General features: G+C 35.8%; 17 protein-coding genes. 6 read left to right on the plus strand and 11 right to left on the minus strand.

Going from position 1 to position 16,302, the window contains the following annotated elements; translation table 11 throughout:
* Positions 1 to 219: 219 nt before the first annotated feature.
* Positions 220 to 1,623, minus strand: a complete 1,404-nt coding sequence (locus POF52_RS15070; RefSeq protein ID WP_271993300.1) for an MFS transporter — start codon at positions 1,621 to 1,623, stop codon at positions 220 to 222.
* 908 nt (positions 1,624 to 2,531) lie between these two features.
* Positions 2,532 to 3,746, minus strand: a complete 1,215-nt coding sequence (locus POF52_RS15075) for a threonine synthase (protein ID WP_271993301.1) — start codon at positions 3,744 to 3,746, stop codon at positions 2,532 to 2,534.
* 506 nt (positions 3,747 to 4,252) lie between these two features.
* On the opposite strand from POF52_RS15075, the gene POF52_RS15080 reads away from it, so the two are divergent.
* Both POF52_RS15080 and POF52_RS15085 read left to right on the plus strand, forming a co-directional pair.
* The gene (locus tag POF52_RS15080; RefSeq protein ID WP_271993302.1) at positions 4,253 to 4,924 is read left to right on the plus strand and encodes a MarR family winged helix-turn-helix transcriptional regulator; all 672 of its coding nucleotides are present in this window, start codon (positions 4,253 to 4,255) and stop codon (positions 4,922 to 4,924) included.
* Positions 4,925 to 4,977: 53 nt separating this feature from the next.
* The gene (locus tag POF52_RS15085; protein WP_271993303.1) at positions 4,978 to 6,504 is read left to right on the plus strand and encodes an MDR family MFS transporter; all 1,527 of its coding nucleotides are present in this window, start codon (positions 4,978 to 4,980) and stop codon (positions 6,502 to 6,504) included.
* A gap of 327 nt (positions 6,505 to 6,831) precedes the next feature.
* Here the strand turns inward: POF52_RS15085 and POF52_RS15090 are convergent, their stop codons facing one another.
* The 5 genes from POF52_RS15090 to POF52_RS15110 form a co-directional block, all read right to left on the minus strand.
* Positions 6,832 to 7,608: an SDR family NAD(P)-dependent oxidoreductase gene (locus tag POF52_RS15090; RefSeq protein WP_271993304.1), complete on the minus strand. Its 777-nt coding sequence runs from the start codon at positions 7,606 to 7,608 to the stop codon at positions 6,832 to 6,834.
* A gap of 190 nt (positions 7,609 to 7,798) precedes the next feature.
* A complete protein-coding gene (locus tag POF52_RS15095) occupies positions 7,799 to 7,933 on the minus strand; it encodes a hypothetical protein (protein ID WP_255323389.1) in 135 nt (44 codons plus the stop codon).
* A gap of 205 nt (positions 7,934 to 8,138) precedes the next feature.
* Positions 8,139 to 8,375 carry an abortive infection protein gene (locus POF52_RS15100; RefSeq protein WP_176584355.1) on the minus strand — a complete coding sequence of 79 codons (237 nt, stop codon included), beginning with the start codon at positions 8,373 to 8,375 and terminating at the stop codon, positions 8,139 to 8,141.
* Positions 8,376 to 8,545: 170 nt separating this feature from the next.
* Positions 8,546 to 8,773, minus strand: coding sequence for a hypothetical protein (locus POF52_RS15105; RefSeq protein WP_271993305.1), 228 nt, complete (start codon positions 8,771 to 8,773; stop codon positions 8,546 to 8,548).
* Between the two features lie 29 nt (positions 8,774 to 8,802).
* Positions 8,803 to 9,240, minus strand: coding sequence for a helix-turn-helix domain-containing protein (locus tag POF52_RS15110; protein WP_271993306.1), 438 nt, complete (start codon positions 9,238 to 9,240; stop codon positions 8,803 to 8,805).
* Positions 9,241 to 9,500: 260 nt separating this feature from the next.
* Here POF52_RS15110 and POF52_RS15115 point away from each other — a divergent pair, with 260 nt between their 5' ends.
* Together POF52_RS15115 and POF52_RS15120 are read left to right on the plus strand one after the other, a co-directional pair.
* Positions 9,501 to 10,007: a CcdC protein domain-containing protein gene (locus POF52_RS15115; protein WP_271993307.1), complete on the plus strand. Its 507-nt coding sequence runs from the start codon at positions 9,501 to 9,503 to the stop codon at positions 10,005 to 10,007.
* A gap of 219 nt (positions 10,008 to 10,226) precedes the next feature.
* Entirely contained in the window at positions 10,227 to 11,171 is a 945-nt protein-coding gene (locus POF52_RS15120) for a phosphotriesterase family protein (RefSeq protein ID WP_271993308.1), read from the plus strand.
* Between the two features lie 88 nt (positions 11,172 to 11,259).
* Here the strand turns inward: POF52_RS15120 and POF52_RS15125 are convergent, their stop codons facing one another.
* Positions 11,260 to 12,522, minus strand: a complete 1,263-nt coding sequence (locus POF52_RS15125) for a SulP family inorganic anion transporter (protein ID WP_271993309.1) — start codon at positions 12,520 to 12,522, stop codon at positions 11,260 to 11,262.
* A 992-nt stretch (positions 12,523 to 13,514) separates the two neighbouring features.
* Positions 13,515 to 13,820, minus strand: a complete 306-nt coding sequence (locus POF52_RS15130; RefSeq protein ID WP_271993310.1) for a hypothetical protein — start codon at positions 13,818 to 13,820, stop codon at positions 13,515 to 13,517.
* A gap of 601 nt (positions 13,821 to 14,421) precedes the next feature.
* Between POF52_RS15130 and POF52_RS15135 the strand changes: the two genes are divergently transcribed.
* Together POF52_RS15135 and POF52_RS15140 are read left to right on the plus strand one after the other, a co-directional pair.
* Positions 14,422 to 14,703 (plus strand): DUF4190 domain-containing protein, encoded by a 282-nt coding sequence (locus POF52_RS15135; protein WP_271993311.1) that lies wholly within the window; start codon positions 14,422 to 14,424, stop codon positions 14,701 to 14,703.
* Positions 14,704 to 15,209: 506 nt separating this feature from the next.
* Positions 15,210 to 15,395, plus strand: a complete 186-nt coding sequence (locus tag POF52_RS15140) for a hypothetical protein (RefSeq protein WP_042452448.1) — start codon at positions 15,210 to 15,212, stop codon at positions 15,393 to 15,395.
* A gap of 90 nt (positions 15,396 to 15,485) precedes the next feature.
* Here the strand turns inward: POF52_RS15140 and POF52_RS15145 are convergent, their stop codons facing one another.
* Together POF52_RS15145 and POF52_RS15150 are read right to left on the minus strand one after the other, a co-directional pair.
* Positions 15,486 to 15,743, minus strand: a complete 258-nt coding sequence (locus tag POF52_RS15145; protein ID WP_251530303.1) for a hypothetical protein — start codon at positions 15,741 to 15,743, stop codon at positions 15,486 to 15,488.
* Positions 15,744 to 15,799: 56 nt separating this feature from the next.
* Positions 15,800 to 16,207 (minus strand): DUF1878 family protein, encoded by a 408-nt coding sequence (locus POF52_RS15150; RefSeq protein WP_257061847.1) that lies wholly within the window; start codon positions 16,205 to 16,207, stop codon positions 15,800 to 15,802.
* Positions 16,208 to 16,302 lie beyond the last annotated feature (95 nt).

The following is a 16,302-nucleotide window of genomic DNA, read 5'->3' on the forward strand; positions in this document are numbered from 1 at the left end:
GATAAAAAATTCTATGGAAGACATTTCTCTTCTCTCAATCTTATACCGAACAAAAATAATTAACTTAATCGTAACATACAGAATCAAAGATAGCAAATACAGGGAATGGGATAAATGATTGAATGATAAAAAGAGCCTTCTCTATGCGATATAAGGAGAAGGCTCTTTTTAAGTGTTCATATTTTGCGCAGCAGTTAATGCAGTTGCTGTTTATTTACTTTATTTTTCTGTTTGCTCTGTGTGCCACCATAATGAATCTTTTGGATTTTCAACGGCTTCATTGTATTCAGATTTAGAAGCAACCGTTGGGTATGAACCTTTGAGTGATTTTCCTGCCGTGTTCGCAAACAGGAACAAGATTACGAAGAATCCAATGATACTCACAATCGTTAAATAGAACGCTGGAGCCAAGTGATTGCCCGTTGCGTGAACTAACCATGTCGCAACCAATGGCGTCGTTCCACCAAAGATAGAAACTGAAACATTAAACGTGATCGCTAATGTACGGTAGCGAATATCTGTGTAGAACATTGTTGGCAGCGTTCCTGGCATTGTTCCTTCATACGTAGCAAGTAAAACACCTAGAATAAGAATACCGATTGAAACAAATACTAAACCATTTAAGTTGATTAAATAGAACGAAAAGGCTGACAGTAAGCTCAATCCGCCTAAACCGATTAAGAAAACTTTCTTGTTTCCGATTTTGTCGCTCAGTTTTCCAAACATAAGAGCAAGCGGCACCATTAAAATCATAACTGCCGTAATTAATACCGTACCAACTGTGTTTGATAAACCAATAATTTCATTCAAATAAGAAGGCATGTACGATAATAGCATATAGTTTGTAATGTTAAAGAAAGCCACGGCTACGAAACAAACAAACACATCTTTTTTGTGATTTTTTAAAATAGAGAGGAAGCTTTCTTCTTCAACTTCGTCTTCGTTGGAAAGTTCATTTTCAAAAATAGGTGTTTCCCCTAAACTTCTTCGTAAATAAAAACCAATAAGTCCTAAAGGCAATCCTAATAAGAAGGGAATTCTCCAGCCCCATGAGGCCATTTGTTTATCCGACAGAATAAAAAATAGTAAGCTAGCTAGCAGTGAAGCAAGAATATAACCCACAAGTGTACCGATTTCTAGTCCACTTCCAAGCACATTTCGCTTGTTATCTGGAGACGATTCTGCAATATACACCATCGCACCAGCATATTCACCACCAGTTGAAAAACCTTGAATGATTCGTGCAATTAATAAAAGGATGGGTGCCCATATACCGATTTGATCATATGTAGGTAACAACCCAATGAGTAATGTGGAAAAGGCCATTAAAATAATGGTAGTGGTTAAAACGACTTTCCTTCCTAACTTGTCCCCAATTCTACCGAATATAACACCGCCTAATGGACGCATTAAAAAGGCAATCGCAAATGTAGCAAATGTGAACACTAATTTGAGCTGATCATTTTCAACTGCACTAAAAAAGTTTTGACTAATAATCACGGCTAAATATGAATACAAGCCAAAGTCAAACCATTCCATCGCGTTTCCTACTCCTGTAGCAAAGACGCTTTTTTTAGCTGTGTCAATATCTACGACGTTAATTTTTTTCTTATTAAACTTCATTTCATTACGTCACCTCCGCGGTATACGATTATACAAGACTGAGTAGTAAAGTCAAATTTGACTTACTATATTTCACACTTAAATGTATTGTAACTCTCTTTATTTTTAAGTAAAAAACGAAAACTATTCATGTGATGTTAAATATTAAAAAAGGTTATAGCTAAAGGGATTGAAGCCAAAAATTGCTGAGAAAGGAACGCTAACAAATAAATGAATTAAAACCAAAATAAACTTTTTTTATTTCAACGTACAATTCATCGCTATTTAAAAAACGATTTTCGCCTAAAATAGGGATCGTTTTCGATGAAATTACAGTCGCTGAAATAGTATCTTGGCGTTAAAGAGAGCGCATCTGGTTCACAATGTGCTTGGTAGCAATTTCCACTCAGGTTATCTGACAATTATTGTTACAACCCATTAGATATAAGCTTTATTTTGTAATAGATACACTGTTTCTATTACAAAAATTATGTAGCCTTAAAAATAAATATAAAGCTCGTTCTAACAAGTGCAGCAATGGATGATTCGGTCCATAGAATAAAACTTTAAGAGTTGGCTGGGGGTCGAGGGATAAAAATTCAACTCCTTTCTCTGTATAATCGTTCGTGGCTTCAAGTAAGTTTTCTACTGTAAAAGCAAGCTGGTTTACAGTGTTACTTTTGGCATATTATTCAACTTCCGTAATATTCCAGCTCCACTCCCTCACCACGCTGTTTTTCCGGATAGAAAGATACTCTCTTTCTTCTCTTAGATACCCCCTAAGACAAACTTTAAACCTAAATACACCCGTATAGTTTTGAACATAAAGATTCACACTTATTACATTTTTTTACATTGGATAAACATTTTATCTGCATTAACATAAAAAATAGACCTTCGCTTAGAAGAAGATCTATTTTTTACTTGCTTTATTTTTTAGTAAGGCTGCCATTTCGCTCTAAAACAGGGACTTCAATATCTACCGTATTTGGATATTTAACTCCAAGCCCTGTATTTAAAGCAACAACCGTTTCGTTTTCTTTAATCCATCCTTCTTCTCGCAAACGGCGTGCAGCTAAGAATGTAGCAGCGCCTTCAGGGCAAATGAACGAACCTTCAAGCTGCGCAACCTTTTTTTGCTCTTCAACAATCTTATCTTCTTCAACCGCAATAGCACATCCATTTGTATTGTATACTGCCTCTAAAACAAGAAAGTCTCCGATCGCTTTTGGTACGTTGATCCCAAAGGCAATGGTTGAAGAATCCGGCCAAAATTCAGATTCTTGTTTTCTTTCATTCCATGCTTTTACAATAGGCGCGCAGTTTTCAGCTTGTACCGCAACTAAACGAGGAAGATCACCTTTAATCCAGCCAAGGTCTTTTAATTCATTTAACGCTTTATAGATTCCGATTAAGCCAACGCCCCCTCCTGTTGGATATAAAATCACATCAGGAAGATTCCAAGAAAACTGTTCAGCAATTTCTAAGCCCATTGTTTTTTTACCTTCGATTCGGTACGGCTCTTTAAGCGTAGAAGCATCATAAAGACCCCAGGCTTTAATAGCTTCACCGACAATTTTACCCGCATCGCTGATGAGTCCATCGACTAGGTAAAGGTCAGCTCCAGCGACAGCACACTCATTTCGTGTAATAACAGGCGCATCTTTTGGCATCACAACGGTTGCTTTTATGTCAGCGCGTGACGAATAAAGCGACCAAGCAGCTCCAGCGTTGCCATTTGTAGGCATCGCTAACTGTTCAACGCCCAGTTCTTTTGCTTTTGACACCCCTACAGCGGCGCCTCTAGCTTTAAATGATCCCGTTGGAATAATACCTTCATCTTTCATATATAAGTTTGGAATGTTCATTTCTTTACCTAGCTTAGGCATTTTTATAAGCGGAGTCATCCCTTCGCCTAAGGAAACGACGTTTTTAGGATCTTCTACTGGAAGCAGCTCATGATATCTCCATAGATTTGGTTGTCTGCTTTGGACATCTTCTGGACTTAGATTGTCTTTCAGTCTCTCTAAATCATACGCTACTAATAAAGGTGAGCCACATTCACATAATTGATGTTTTTCTTTTGGACTATATTCATTTTTACATTTAGGACAATATAAGTGAGAAACATAACTAAACGACATCATACACACTCCTTTAAACTCTGTAAACATACCTATATACATTATAATTTATATTATTTTTATCAGAATTGTAAGGTATGATTTACCCATAATTTTTTGAACATTAAAAAATCAATAAATCCCTATTACATTAGGATTTTTATTCTTTTTCTCACTTTGTTTATATTCTTTTTTTAAAGTCAACATCAGTGAATTTAAATAAAAATGCGGAAAGAAATGTAATTCGCACTTTAGTTATAGGATTAATCATTTAAGAAGTAGTAACTGCTCTTCGAATTTCACCACAGAAACGTTTACTGCTATTCAAAATAAAATTTACTTAGCAAGACCTTTAACTATTCAGCTTTTATACATATGTTTAACTTTGTCAAAATATCTTTTTTATAAGATATTGACATTTTAATAAGGTACCTTTACTATTTGGTAAGGTACCTTATCTTTTTTTGAGAAGATAAAATTTTTTGTGCAGATAAGGATAACGTTAAATTAGTAAGGAGGCTTTTATCGTGAATGAAAGAGATAACGAATATTTACACGAGCAAGATTTGATTGATCAATTTTTCAGGTTCCAGAGACAGCTGGCAAGATACCAGCGACACTACTTTGTTAATCGAAGAGATGCTGGAGCACTAGGTGATCAGCACCGGGGGCAAGGACGGATATTAAAATTATTAAAATTGCAGCCTAAAACTACACAAAAAGAGCTGTCGTACTTACTGGATATGAGACCTCAGTCAATAGGTGAATTACTTAGTAAGTTAGAAAGAAAAGGTTACATTGTTCGTACGCCATCTGAGAAAGATCGGCGAGTACTTTCCGTTGAGCTAACAGAAGCTGGACTAGAAGCTATCGAGGCTACGGAGGAACAAGACAATAACTCAGGCATCTTTGATGTTCTTTCAGAAGAAGAGCAGGATACTCTTTCACATTTAATGCAAAAGTTAAATACTTATTTAGATGAAGAAATGTTAAAACAAGGTCATGATGAAAATCAAGAATTTCGAAGCCCTAATGACCTACGAGGATTTGGACCTCACCATAGATTTTTTGGCGGTGATCCAGAGCATGGTCCAAGAAGTTTTGGGCGCGGACCTTGGGGAGGCGGTGCTGAATTTAGAACACCGAGATTTAGAAACCGAAATTCCCGAGAGACTAATAGAGATAATAACGAGAAATGATTCACATGCTGTTTAGTGATCATTTCTAATAATTTCACGAGAGGAAACGCAATATGGAAAACATCTCAAATGTTGGAGAACAAGTTTTAAATAATAAAAACAATAAAATACTAGTAATGACTGGATTAATGATTGGAATTATTTTTTCTGAGCTTGATGAAACAGTTGTAAATACAGCCATGCCAACGATTATACGTGATCTTGGCGGATTATCTATGTATGGCTGGGTTGCAGGCATCTATATGCTAGCTCTATCTGCTTTCATGCCTATACTAGGAAAATTAGCCGATTTATTTAGTCGAAAAAAAGTCTACTTCGCTTCTATGGCTTTCTTTATTGGAGGCTCCATTATATGCGGGCTTTCTCATTCAATGATTATGCTTTTAATTGGACGAGGAATTCAAGGACTTGGCGCGGGTGGCTTAATGCCATTAGCCATGACGATTTCGAGTGATTTATTCCCTGTTGAACAACGAGCAAAAGTTCAAGCGTTTATGGGACCAGTTATGTTTATCCCTATGCTTTTAGGTCCGTTAATGGGCGGCTTTTTTGTAGATCAAGCAAGCTGGCACTGGATTTTCTTCGTAAATATTCCTGTAGGATTAATAGCAGTTATTTTTTTAGCAAGTGGGTTAAAAGAAGTACATGAAAGAAAAAAAGTAACAATTGATTGGGCAGGAGCTATTCTTCTAGTAGCTGCAATCATTTCGTTATTAATTACGCCTGTTTTAGTCGAGAACGAAGGGTATACGTGGAGCTCTCCATTTATCGTTTCGCTACTATGTGTAGGCGTGATTTTAATTGGACTGTTTATTTGGGTGGAATCAAAAGTGATTGAACCTATTGTACCGCTGCATCTATTTAGAAATCGTAATATTTTAGTATTGTCACTGCTTGTTTTTACTGTAGGCTGTGGATTGATGGGCTCATTCTCATCTTTCCCTTACTTTGCACAAAACGTATTAGGCCTTACTCCTACAGAATCTGGGTATTTAACTTTGCCCATGATGGTAGGTGCTGTTGCAACTTCAATCGTTTCTGGATTTCTATTAACAAAAGTTCGGTACCGCGAATTATTCGTGATTTCTTTCATTATGCCTGTTATCGGTTTTTATTTATTTTCTAAATTAGATATTAGTACCACTACCCTGCAGATCATTATTTTCTTTTTTATCACCGGTCTTGGTTTAGGCGTTATGTTCGGTGGAGATAACTTAATTGTTCAAGAATCTGTAGAAAAAGAACACAAAGGAATTGCCTTGGCAACCGTTCCATTGTTTCAGTCTATTGGCGCAACTGTCGGAGTAAGTATGTTTGGGACGCTATTATCTTCCACACTTACGTCAAAGCTAAGCAGTTTAGGCGATGAATTGCCTAAAAGTATGGCAAATAACATGAATAGCCTGGCAGCAGGAGGAATTCCAAACGGACTTACTCCAGAATTATTTATGAAAATTAAAGTTTTATTTATTGAATCGTTTCAGCATATCTATACTTACGCATTTGTACTTACGATCATTGCCTTTGTTTTATGCTTCTTTCTAAAAAAAGAAGTGCTATCTTCAAAATCAGAAGAGTAATAAAAGAGATTCTTGCTTTACAAAGGTGTATTTGTACAACAGTCGTTCCGAAAAATGCAAAAGCCAATTCGAATTTAACACGAATTGGCTTTTTTTATTAATAGATTAAAGGTTTTATCTTAGTTATTTCGGATTTATATTACCATCAATTGTACTCTTGATTGTTCCTTCTTTTTTTAAATAGATTTATTCACACTCTCTTTTTTAAAGACTCCTGTTAAAAGCGTAACGAGTCCTATTAAAAAGAAAATAGGAAACAATAACATCATTAATGCAACTCCTGCAAAACCTTCGCATCCCCTTAAATATCTTTTTATTCCATTATTCTTACTCAAACCTAAACCCAATTCCACCATCTACAATAATGTTTTGACCCGTAACAAAAGAAGCGTCATCCGAAAGAAGCCACTTTACTGCTTTGGCCGCTTCAAGCGGATCACCAATTCTGCCCAGCGCGTTTAGCTTTTGATAAGATTCATTGAGCTTTACTTTTTCCTTTGAAGATAGGTCTGAAAATCTTTCTTCTAACATAGGCGTACGAAATGCACCCGGGCAAAAAGAGTTAATTCTTATATTTTGATGGCCATATTCCTGAGCAACTGATTTCGTTAAAGCGATCACACCGCTTTTTCCAGCCGCATATACGCCAGTCCCCGCTGAACATAAAATCGCGTCCATTGACGATGTATTCACAATGATACCGCTGTTTTGTTTGGTCATTACCTGCAGCTGATACTTCATACAAAGCCATACACTTTTTAACGTAACGTTAATTAAATGATCAAAGTCCTCTTCTTTGAATTCATGTGTAGCACTAGAGGAAGCCTCAGTGTTAGCCGCATTGTTAAAACCCACGTCAATTTTTCCAAATGTAGAGTATGTTTGGCTAACAAGGTTTTTAACATCTTGACTATTCGTTACATCGGTTTTGATAAAAAGAGATCGAGGAGACCACTTTCTTAATCCTGAAAGAGCTTCTTCTCCTTTTTCACTATTTCTAGAAGCGATCACAACATGCATGCCTTCTTTTGCAAGTAATTCCGCTGTTGCTAAACCAATCCCCGACGTTCCACCCGTAATAATACCTACCTTTTCTTCACACATACGTTTCTCCCCTTTTGCGTTTAATAAGATCTCAACAAATTAAATTTAGCAGCATTAGTCATAAGAGTTATTCAGCTTTGGATAGATTAATACCTGCTTCGGAACTCTAAAAAGAGAGTGAGACCACAAACTAAAGCAATTAAATCTAAAGTCTAGCAAATTGGAGAAAGGAGCTAGTATAAGTCACTTGCTACACCGCTGTTAATTTCCGTGCAAGGCTTCGCTTTCCGCGGGCGCCCGCTGAGCCTCCCCGTCGCTTACGTTCCTGCGAGGTCTCACCTATTCCGCTTTTCCCGCAGGAGTCTTCGCCATGCCCTCCAATCAACCGCTAGAAGCACCTACCCACATAAACGAAACCTACGTCCATCACAATAACAAAAAAATCCGAACGAGTTTGATTCTCCATCCCTCGTTCGGATTCACCTTCAACTAAACTACTTTTGTCTCAACCTCTTTTAATTAGCCACTAACTTGATTATGAGAAACAGATAAAGTAGATTTTTGATTCCATAAATAGAAAGCATAACCGCTTAAAAATGAATTCTCGTTCTAAACGACATGTTTTGTTGAAAAGAGAAGAAATGCTGCCACTTTTTTGTTTTTGTGAGATAAAAAGCTATTCCTATTGCCAAAGGAACGATTCCTAAAAACTGAAGATAATGTGTAGTAGGATGCGTCATGCTCACGTATGCACCGTTTACCACAAACCAAAAAATGACTAAGATTTCTAGACCAATAACTTTCCACAAAAGTTTTGACTTAATCATTACTAAACCAACTTTCTCCTTTAGCTTTCATTAATAACCTATACTATTTAAGAATTTTATATGTTACTGACTCTTTTATCATTTGAGCTCGTAGAAAGTACTGAGTAAAGTTTAAGGCAACGTTCTATGCGTTTAAAATAAGGAGATGGTTTTCTCCTGTTTTACTGTGATTATACAAGGTACAAAAACGCACAAAATCCTGCCCATGTGACATAATCACTGAGCTCCATCTTTTTACCGCCTCTAACAAGTACATTTACAGCCCAATTCAAAGCACTTCCCTCAGACGTTTTATCTACATACTTTCTTGCTAAAGCGTATGCGACCACTCGAAATAAGTAATAGCTGGCTAAACATAAAAGAGATATGATCATAAAATTCAATTTCAATTCTTTCACCTGGTACACCTCATCGTTTTTCTGCTATTTCATCCTTGTTCATAAAAATCTTTTTTGACGTCTTTTAAAAGTTTTAAGATATCTTTATAAAAACAAGTAATTAACATTCCAGCGATGTTGGTTACCATCATAATCATAAGATTGCCGATAATCAGGCTAAGAAAAGTACCAAGAAACATAATACCTATTCCGATATAAAAACCTGGGTGAAACAGTTCATCGTCGTCCTTTTTTTCTTCTTCACGAATGTTTATTCTGTTTTGTAATGTGGCATCCTTTTTAATAAATTCATCAATAGTCGTCTCGTAGATGTCGCTTAATTTTAAAAGATGCTGAATGTCAGGATAGCTTTTATTATTCTCCCACTTATGTATGTGCTGTACCGATACACTCAGCTGCTCAGCAACCTCTTCTTCCGAAATCTTTTGTTCTTCTCTTAACTTTTGCAATTGATTTCCTAACCTCAACTCATTCACCTCTATAACTATGACAGCGTGTAAACAAAATTTATTTACACTACGCTTTCTATAATTATAACATATTATGGTAAAAAAGAGATAAACAGTTAATGAAGCATATACAAAAAACTAAAACGGCAGTCATAAAAAATAATGAGAATTCTCATGTGTAAAAAATGAAAGAATGCACTTTTATCTTCATCCTTTTATTGTTTATACTAAATAGTGGATTGTACGAACATCCAAATAAAAAAGGAGGAAACATGACGATGGAAATGCTATTTATTTATATATTGGTTATCGCTCTTATTGGATTCATTATTTGGAGAAGGGTTAAAAAGAGACATAGACCCATTAAAAGGAATGGACTTGGTATATTAGCTCCTATTTTGTTCATATTAATTGCATTTTCACTTAGTCTAAGTCAGATGATGCACATACCAGGCCAGCCCTTTCACTTACCACCCTACTGGGAAATGCTGATTGCTGGTGTATTAGGTGTTATATTCGGGCTCATTATGCTTAGCCAAACGGACTATGAAGTAAGAGAAGACGGCTTCATTTACTCAAAGCCAAATAAGAATTTTAAATATGTGATTATCGCTATTATCTTTATAAGAATGGCTTTGAGCCAGTACTTTAAAGGGTTAGATTCGATAGACTTCGCGGTCTTAACGATGACGCTAGCTTTTATATATATTGTCATTTGGAGAGTTGGCAGCTATCTAAAATTTCGTAAATTAAACGGTGATAATTACAGCGTAAATGCTGGGTAATCATCAATATGAATGGTCCTTCTTTCTGCTTGGAAAGAAGGATTTTTTGTCATAGGGAGTAAAAGTACCGCCTGTTGTGTAAGACAATAAATATGTTGTATAATACAATATGTGTTTTTTATAACGGTAGTCTATATATAAAAATAAAACAGATTAAATTAAAAATGTACCTGGTCATCCACTGTTTGATTTACAGGTAGGTTATGAAAGGAATATACTATGACATTTATCAATTCTGTAACAGGCCCAGTCAACGCGTCAGAACTAGGGCTAACGTTAATCCATGAGCATATGCGCGTTCGTTCTGAATCTGTTCATGCACAGTTTCCTCATTTGTATGATGAAGAACAAGAAGTTGCAAAAGCAGTCGAACAAGTAAATCGTGCGAAGGCACTCGGAGTCAAAACAATCTGTGATCCTACGGTGATGGAACAAGGGCGGGATATTCGTTTTATTGAACGAATTGCCCGTGAAACAGACACTCAAATCATTGCAGCCACAGGAATTTATACGTATAACTACATCCCTACCCATTTTCAAACTCGAAGCATTGACTATATGGCAGACCTGTTTGTTCGAGACATTGAAGTCGGCATTCAAAACACGTCGATCAAAGCAGGTTTTCTAAAATGCGCTACGGATGCACCTGGAGTAACGGCTGATGTAGAAAAAGTAATGCGCGCTGTAGCACGAGCTCATAAAAAAACAGGCGTGCCGATTATGACCCATTCACACCCCGCTAGCGGCACAGGCTTAAAGCAGCTTGATATCTTACTGGATGAAGGCGCTAATCCGAATCAAATCCTTATTGGACATACGGGAGATACGGATAACCTTGAATATATTTCAAATATTTTAAAACAAGGGGCTTTTATTGGAATGGACCGCTACGGTTTGACAAGAGAATGTTCAACTGAAAATAGAAATGAAACGGTCATTGAATTGGCTAAACAAGGATATTCAAACCGCATGTTTCTATCACAAGACTACTGCTGTACAATGGACTGGTTTCCAGAAGGCGTGATTGAAGAACGTTTTCCAAAATGGTCGATGAGCTTTGTGTTAGAGGAAGTCGTGCCGGAATTAAAAAGAAAAGGCGTAACGGAACAGCAGATTCAGCACATGCTTTTTGATAACGCCCGCTGTTGGTTTGAGGGAAAGTAATTGAGACAGTCTTTTTCATTACTACTAAAACCCCCACTGTCTAAGCCTACAGCGGGGGTTTTTACGCGTATTATTTTATATGCTTACATTAACCAGTTTTTCTTAATAGCTTTTGTTTTTCTTGGCTCTTTTTCACCATAAAGTGTACACCACACAGGCATAATCCAACGGCGATTCCAATTGTCAGGTTTGTAAACACCGTTAATGAAAATGTCGTAAGTAAAACCACTGAATGAAACGATTTTTCTTTTATTACCTTTGCGAACTGTTCTTTTTTACTGATATTCCACGCTACGACCATCAATACGGGTGCGAGACTGGCAAGCGCTACGTATGAAGCATACGGAGCAAGCACCAGCAGCACAATCAACACAAAGATAGCGTGCGTGATTCCTGCAATTGGAGATGAAGCGCCGTTTTTAATATTGGTAACCGTTCTTGCAATTTCTCCTGCTGCGGGAATACCTGAAAACATCGGCGTTACCATGTTTACGATTCCCTGGCCAATCAGTTCTTTTTTGCTGCTGTGCTTTGATTTTGTCATTTCATCTGCAACGCGAGCTGTCAGTAAAGATTGTAACCCTACAAGTACAGCAATGACAAATGCAGAAGGTAAAAGAGTGACCACCCTCTCCACTGTTATATCTGGAAACGCTGGCGCCGGGAAATGACGAGGTATCTCTCCGTAAATGGAACCAATGGTTTCAAACTGATTGGAAAAGAAAAAAGATGCCAAGCCCGTTGATACAATAATTCCAAGTAAATAAGACATTCCCAGCGACTTAGGTGAAAAGTAAAGAACAATTAAAATCGTAGCTAAGCACAGTCCTGCTGTAGCGATACTATAGATGTTGATGAAGTGTAAATTACCAAAGATCTCTTTTATATTCAAATGAAAAAACTGAAATTTGTCAATCGCGTGCAGCCCAAGAAAGTTTGGAATCTGCCCGCTAAAGATAATCAGCGCAATTCCTGACTGAAATCCTACAATAATAGAGGATGGAAAATACTTGATTAAAGCTCCTACTTTACATAGCGCAAAGATAATGAGGAGAATTCCGGACATAAAGCCGGCAATTAATAAGTTTTCATAGCCATATTGCAACACAATCCCTAATAAAACAGGAACAAATGCACCGGTAGGTCCCGCGATTTGAAACCTACATCCACCTAAAATAGCAATTAGCAAGCCCGCTACAATCGTTGTATAAAGTCCTGTAACAGGCGATATTCCAGAAGCTATCGCAAATCCTAACCCTAAAGGTATAGCTATAATGCCAACAACAATACCCGATAGTATATCTTTCTTCAAATGCTGCAAGGAGTAATTTCGAAAAACCTCTAGATTCATAAGTGTACATCAGCCTCCATTTTAAGTAGTGAGGTTACCCATTCGTATTTTCGTCATACAACCCTATTGAGCTTTCAACCACTCAAAATAAGGTGGGCTACTCGATTACTTTTATTTTAAAGGAGACAACTTACAAAAAAATAAAGAGGAAATTAGAAGTTTCTTAGCAAGTTATTAAAATTTTCTTAAAAATTATTGCTATTTATTCCTTTAGTTATTTTTGATGTATTAAATTTCTTTGTTATTAATCAAGCACGCTAACTAGACCCTATAGTAACTATAGAGTCTATGGGCCAGGCTGCACAGATTTTTAAGATTAAGTAGACTACGAGGACTGCCTCCAGTGGTTTAATTATATCGGAATTCATAGGACGCTTAGTTTCATAAGTCCGATTAATCACAAACTTGAACACTTTAAAATAGTGGTCTCGTTTAGTGCTGACATACCATAAACAAATTACGGGAAACCTAAAAAACAGAGGCTTTGAATTAATAAGCTACATAATACCAATTCCTTTGTAACTTTTTTATTTCTTCAAACTTCAGACCAAAATCGCCGATGAAGGTTTACGGTTGTTTGGGTCATAAACAAAACCTGAGAAATGGCCGAAGAGCCCACTGTTTGTAAAGAAAAGTACGGAAATTGCCTTTCCTTTGGTTTCTACTGCAACCTCAGCTCGACCTCTAGATACGCTCGCATACTCTTTAGGTAAAGCAATTAGTGATGAGAGGTCGGGTTATTGGGGAAAAAATTGAACGATGGGTAGTTGGCTTCATCGGGTTTCAGGACACCTTTTTATATTTTAGTTGCCACTTCTTCCCTCTTCTGCTGATGAATTATCACATATCCTTTTTCTTCTTTTCTTCTTATTAAACAAGTTTAGCCAAATAGTCAGCAGCCCCTCCCTAGAACATACGAGTCCTCTTGAAATCATACAAAAATAAAAAAGACAGAATTTCTCCTGCCTTTTTGCATATGTAATTCCTCTTCGTTATGTCAACTCAGCGCTTTTAGCCAGCATAAAAGCAGAGATACTAAACAAAACAATAACTAAAGAAGCGGCATGTAACAATAAAAAAAGAAATTTTTGACCGCCTCTAATGAAGAACGAATAAATCATTCCTAGGATTGTCACTAAGATTAAAAGTGCTGCTGCTATTTTAATTACTATAGCAAAGAAAGCTCCCGCAAATACAATTGATGGAATAAAAGACACTACAATAATGATATACAAAATCAGTGTAGCAATAAAAGCGTTTTTTGATACGTTTGAAGCCTGTTTAAACAAATTGCCCATATAATCTCCTTTCTCATTTTAAAACTGCATCTTTTACTATAATACATGTGCATAAAGGACACAATTAACTTTTGTAAAAGTGCTTATTACTTAAGCTTGATCACCAATCATATCAATTTAAATTTGTAATACACGCAGCATATGAGATCCTGAGCGCGTAAAAGATTCACGTTTTGTATAAGACACATGTCTTTATGCTGCAGACAAACATGCTTATGTATTGTTTGAAATGTAGCTAATTTAATAGCAGCATGCACAAAGAATGCCGTCATAATCGCACATGATAAATACAGAAAAGCATCCGGTATAAACAATTCCATTTATTCACATCCTTATGGATTATTGTATCATATTTTCCTTAATTTAGGTTAAATGTTTTATGAAGCAGATTTAATCTAAGGTAGCCCGCAAAATCGATTTTCTTATAGAAGTCAAAAAACAGGTTTCTTTTTGTACATGTCATCATACGTTTGACGAAACGGCGCATAGAAAATATACCGGGAAACATATAATTCTAAAAATTTCTACTTTTATTAGCAAAAAGGATATTATTCCTTTTTATGGTATAATCAAAAAATATCATTTATAGGGAGTGAATCTATTGGAAACTAATACAAAACCTCAAGTAAACACCAACTCTATTGTTTCTCTAACTCTAGGTATTCTGTCCATTTTTATTCCAATCATCGGGTTTATTACAGGTATTATTGGAATTATCTTCTACAAAAAAGCATCAAATCAAATAGCTGCTACCAATCAAAGCGGTAAAGGACTCGCTATTGCCGGGCTGATTTGCAGTATAGTAGGCGTAATTTCTCAGCTGTTTTTTGTACTGGGGATTATTACGTTTATGTTTGGCGGAACGACGGTTGACTATGAATAAAACAGGTCAATTAAAAAACGTAAGAAAATCGGGGTGTAGATAAGATTATTAAAATTTCTATATGAAAGAATAAAAGCTTGATTTTCGACTATTCGAAGATCAAGCTCTTAAAATTCAAACGTTAACTATGACACATTGTTACTGCACCTATAGCTTTTAATGTAACTTGCAAAGGAGAATAAAAAATTAAACCTAGCGTTGAATCCAAAATAAAAGAAATAGTAATTGTTTTACTTACTTTATTACTAGTAATCTCTGTGTTGATTAACTGTTCTAGCTATTTTAATAGTTCAGAGATAAAAACGTTTACTTCAAAATGTTATGATAACGGCGGAGAAGCCATAGTAGAAATACATAATCCAATTACCAATGACTATTCTTTTGAATGTAAATAAATGAGTTAGACTGCACCTAATCACTCAATAAGCTTTTTTAAAAGAGGGTTAACGATTTAGCCATCTTTTATACGTTAAAACATAGACGTATCAAGTCAAAAGGAGTTTTTTATGAAACATGTTATATTAGGCATCTGCGTATTTTTCTATGCAGTACTATTAGAATATCTAAAATATAACTATGGTCTTAACCTTGTAGGAAAGGTGCTAATTCTGTCCGTTTTAACTGGAATTACGTATAAAATTATTGAGAAAATATATGAGAATCGAGCAGCTACAACAAAGGATGAGGAGTAACGTTAAGTCAGCGTACTATTTTAATTGTTTCTACAGTGTGCTTACTAAAGGTTCTCTAAATGAGAATCTTTAGTATCTCTTATGTATCTGCTATGAAAAAAGATTGCCGATGAAGATAATAAATCCTGTCACTAGAATTAATCCAGCACTAATTACCAGCGTTAGAATACTTCTTAGAGCCGATGCCCAATTGTTTATTCCAAAGAACCCTATAATGCCGACGAAAAATAGAATCATCGCTAAACAAAAATTTATATTAAATAACGCTGGGTGATTAAAAGCGATGAAAAAGAACACAACGCACAGTAACGCACACATAAATGACCAAAAGTTGATAATTCGTGCCACTTCAATTAAACTTCCTTCCCTTTAAACTCTACATATTTAAAACCCTCTTAAATCATTTATTTCAAATCTGTTTTTAAACGCTTCAAGAAAAAATCACAAACTTCGGTTTGAATAAACTGCTTCTTCAAACTGCACAATAAATATTCTAGTTCAAATTCCTGATAAAAAATTTTAGTCACATACATTTTTAATTCTTCTAGCGTAGGTGGTTCTGACGCATATAGTTTATCTAACGAAAGGTTAAATTGAGAGAACAGCTGATCATTTTGATACCATTCGAAAATTTCTTCACCTTTTATTCGGTAGCTAAACACACCTAGTATTTTTAAGAATGCATTGACTTGATTTTCTTCAAATTCATGATCAATCGTGAACATAAAAAAAGGGTGTTCCTCTGCGTTAATCATATGTTTCATCAGACTCATTTGATATTTTAATAGCTTTACTTCTTTTACTACGTCCAACTTCTTCACATCTTTCTTAATATACTCTGTAAATTTTACCATAATACGGTAGTTACAATAAACCATTCATAATACTTTTATCTATTTGTAATTAA

Source organism: Priestia sp. AB (genome assembly GCF_028369225.1).
Classification (GTDB): Bacteria; Bacillota; Bacilli; order Bacillales; family Bacillaceae_H; genus Priestia; species Priestia megaterium.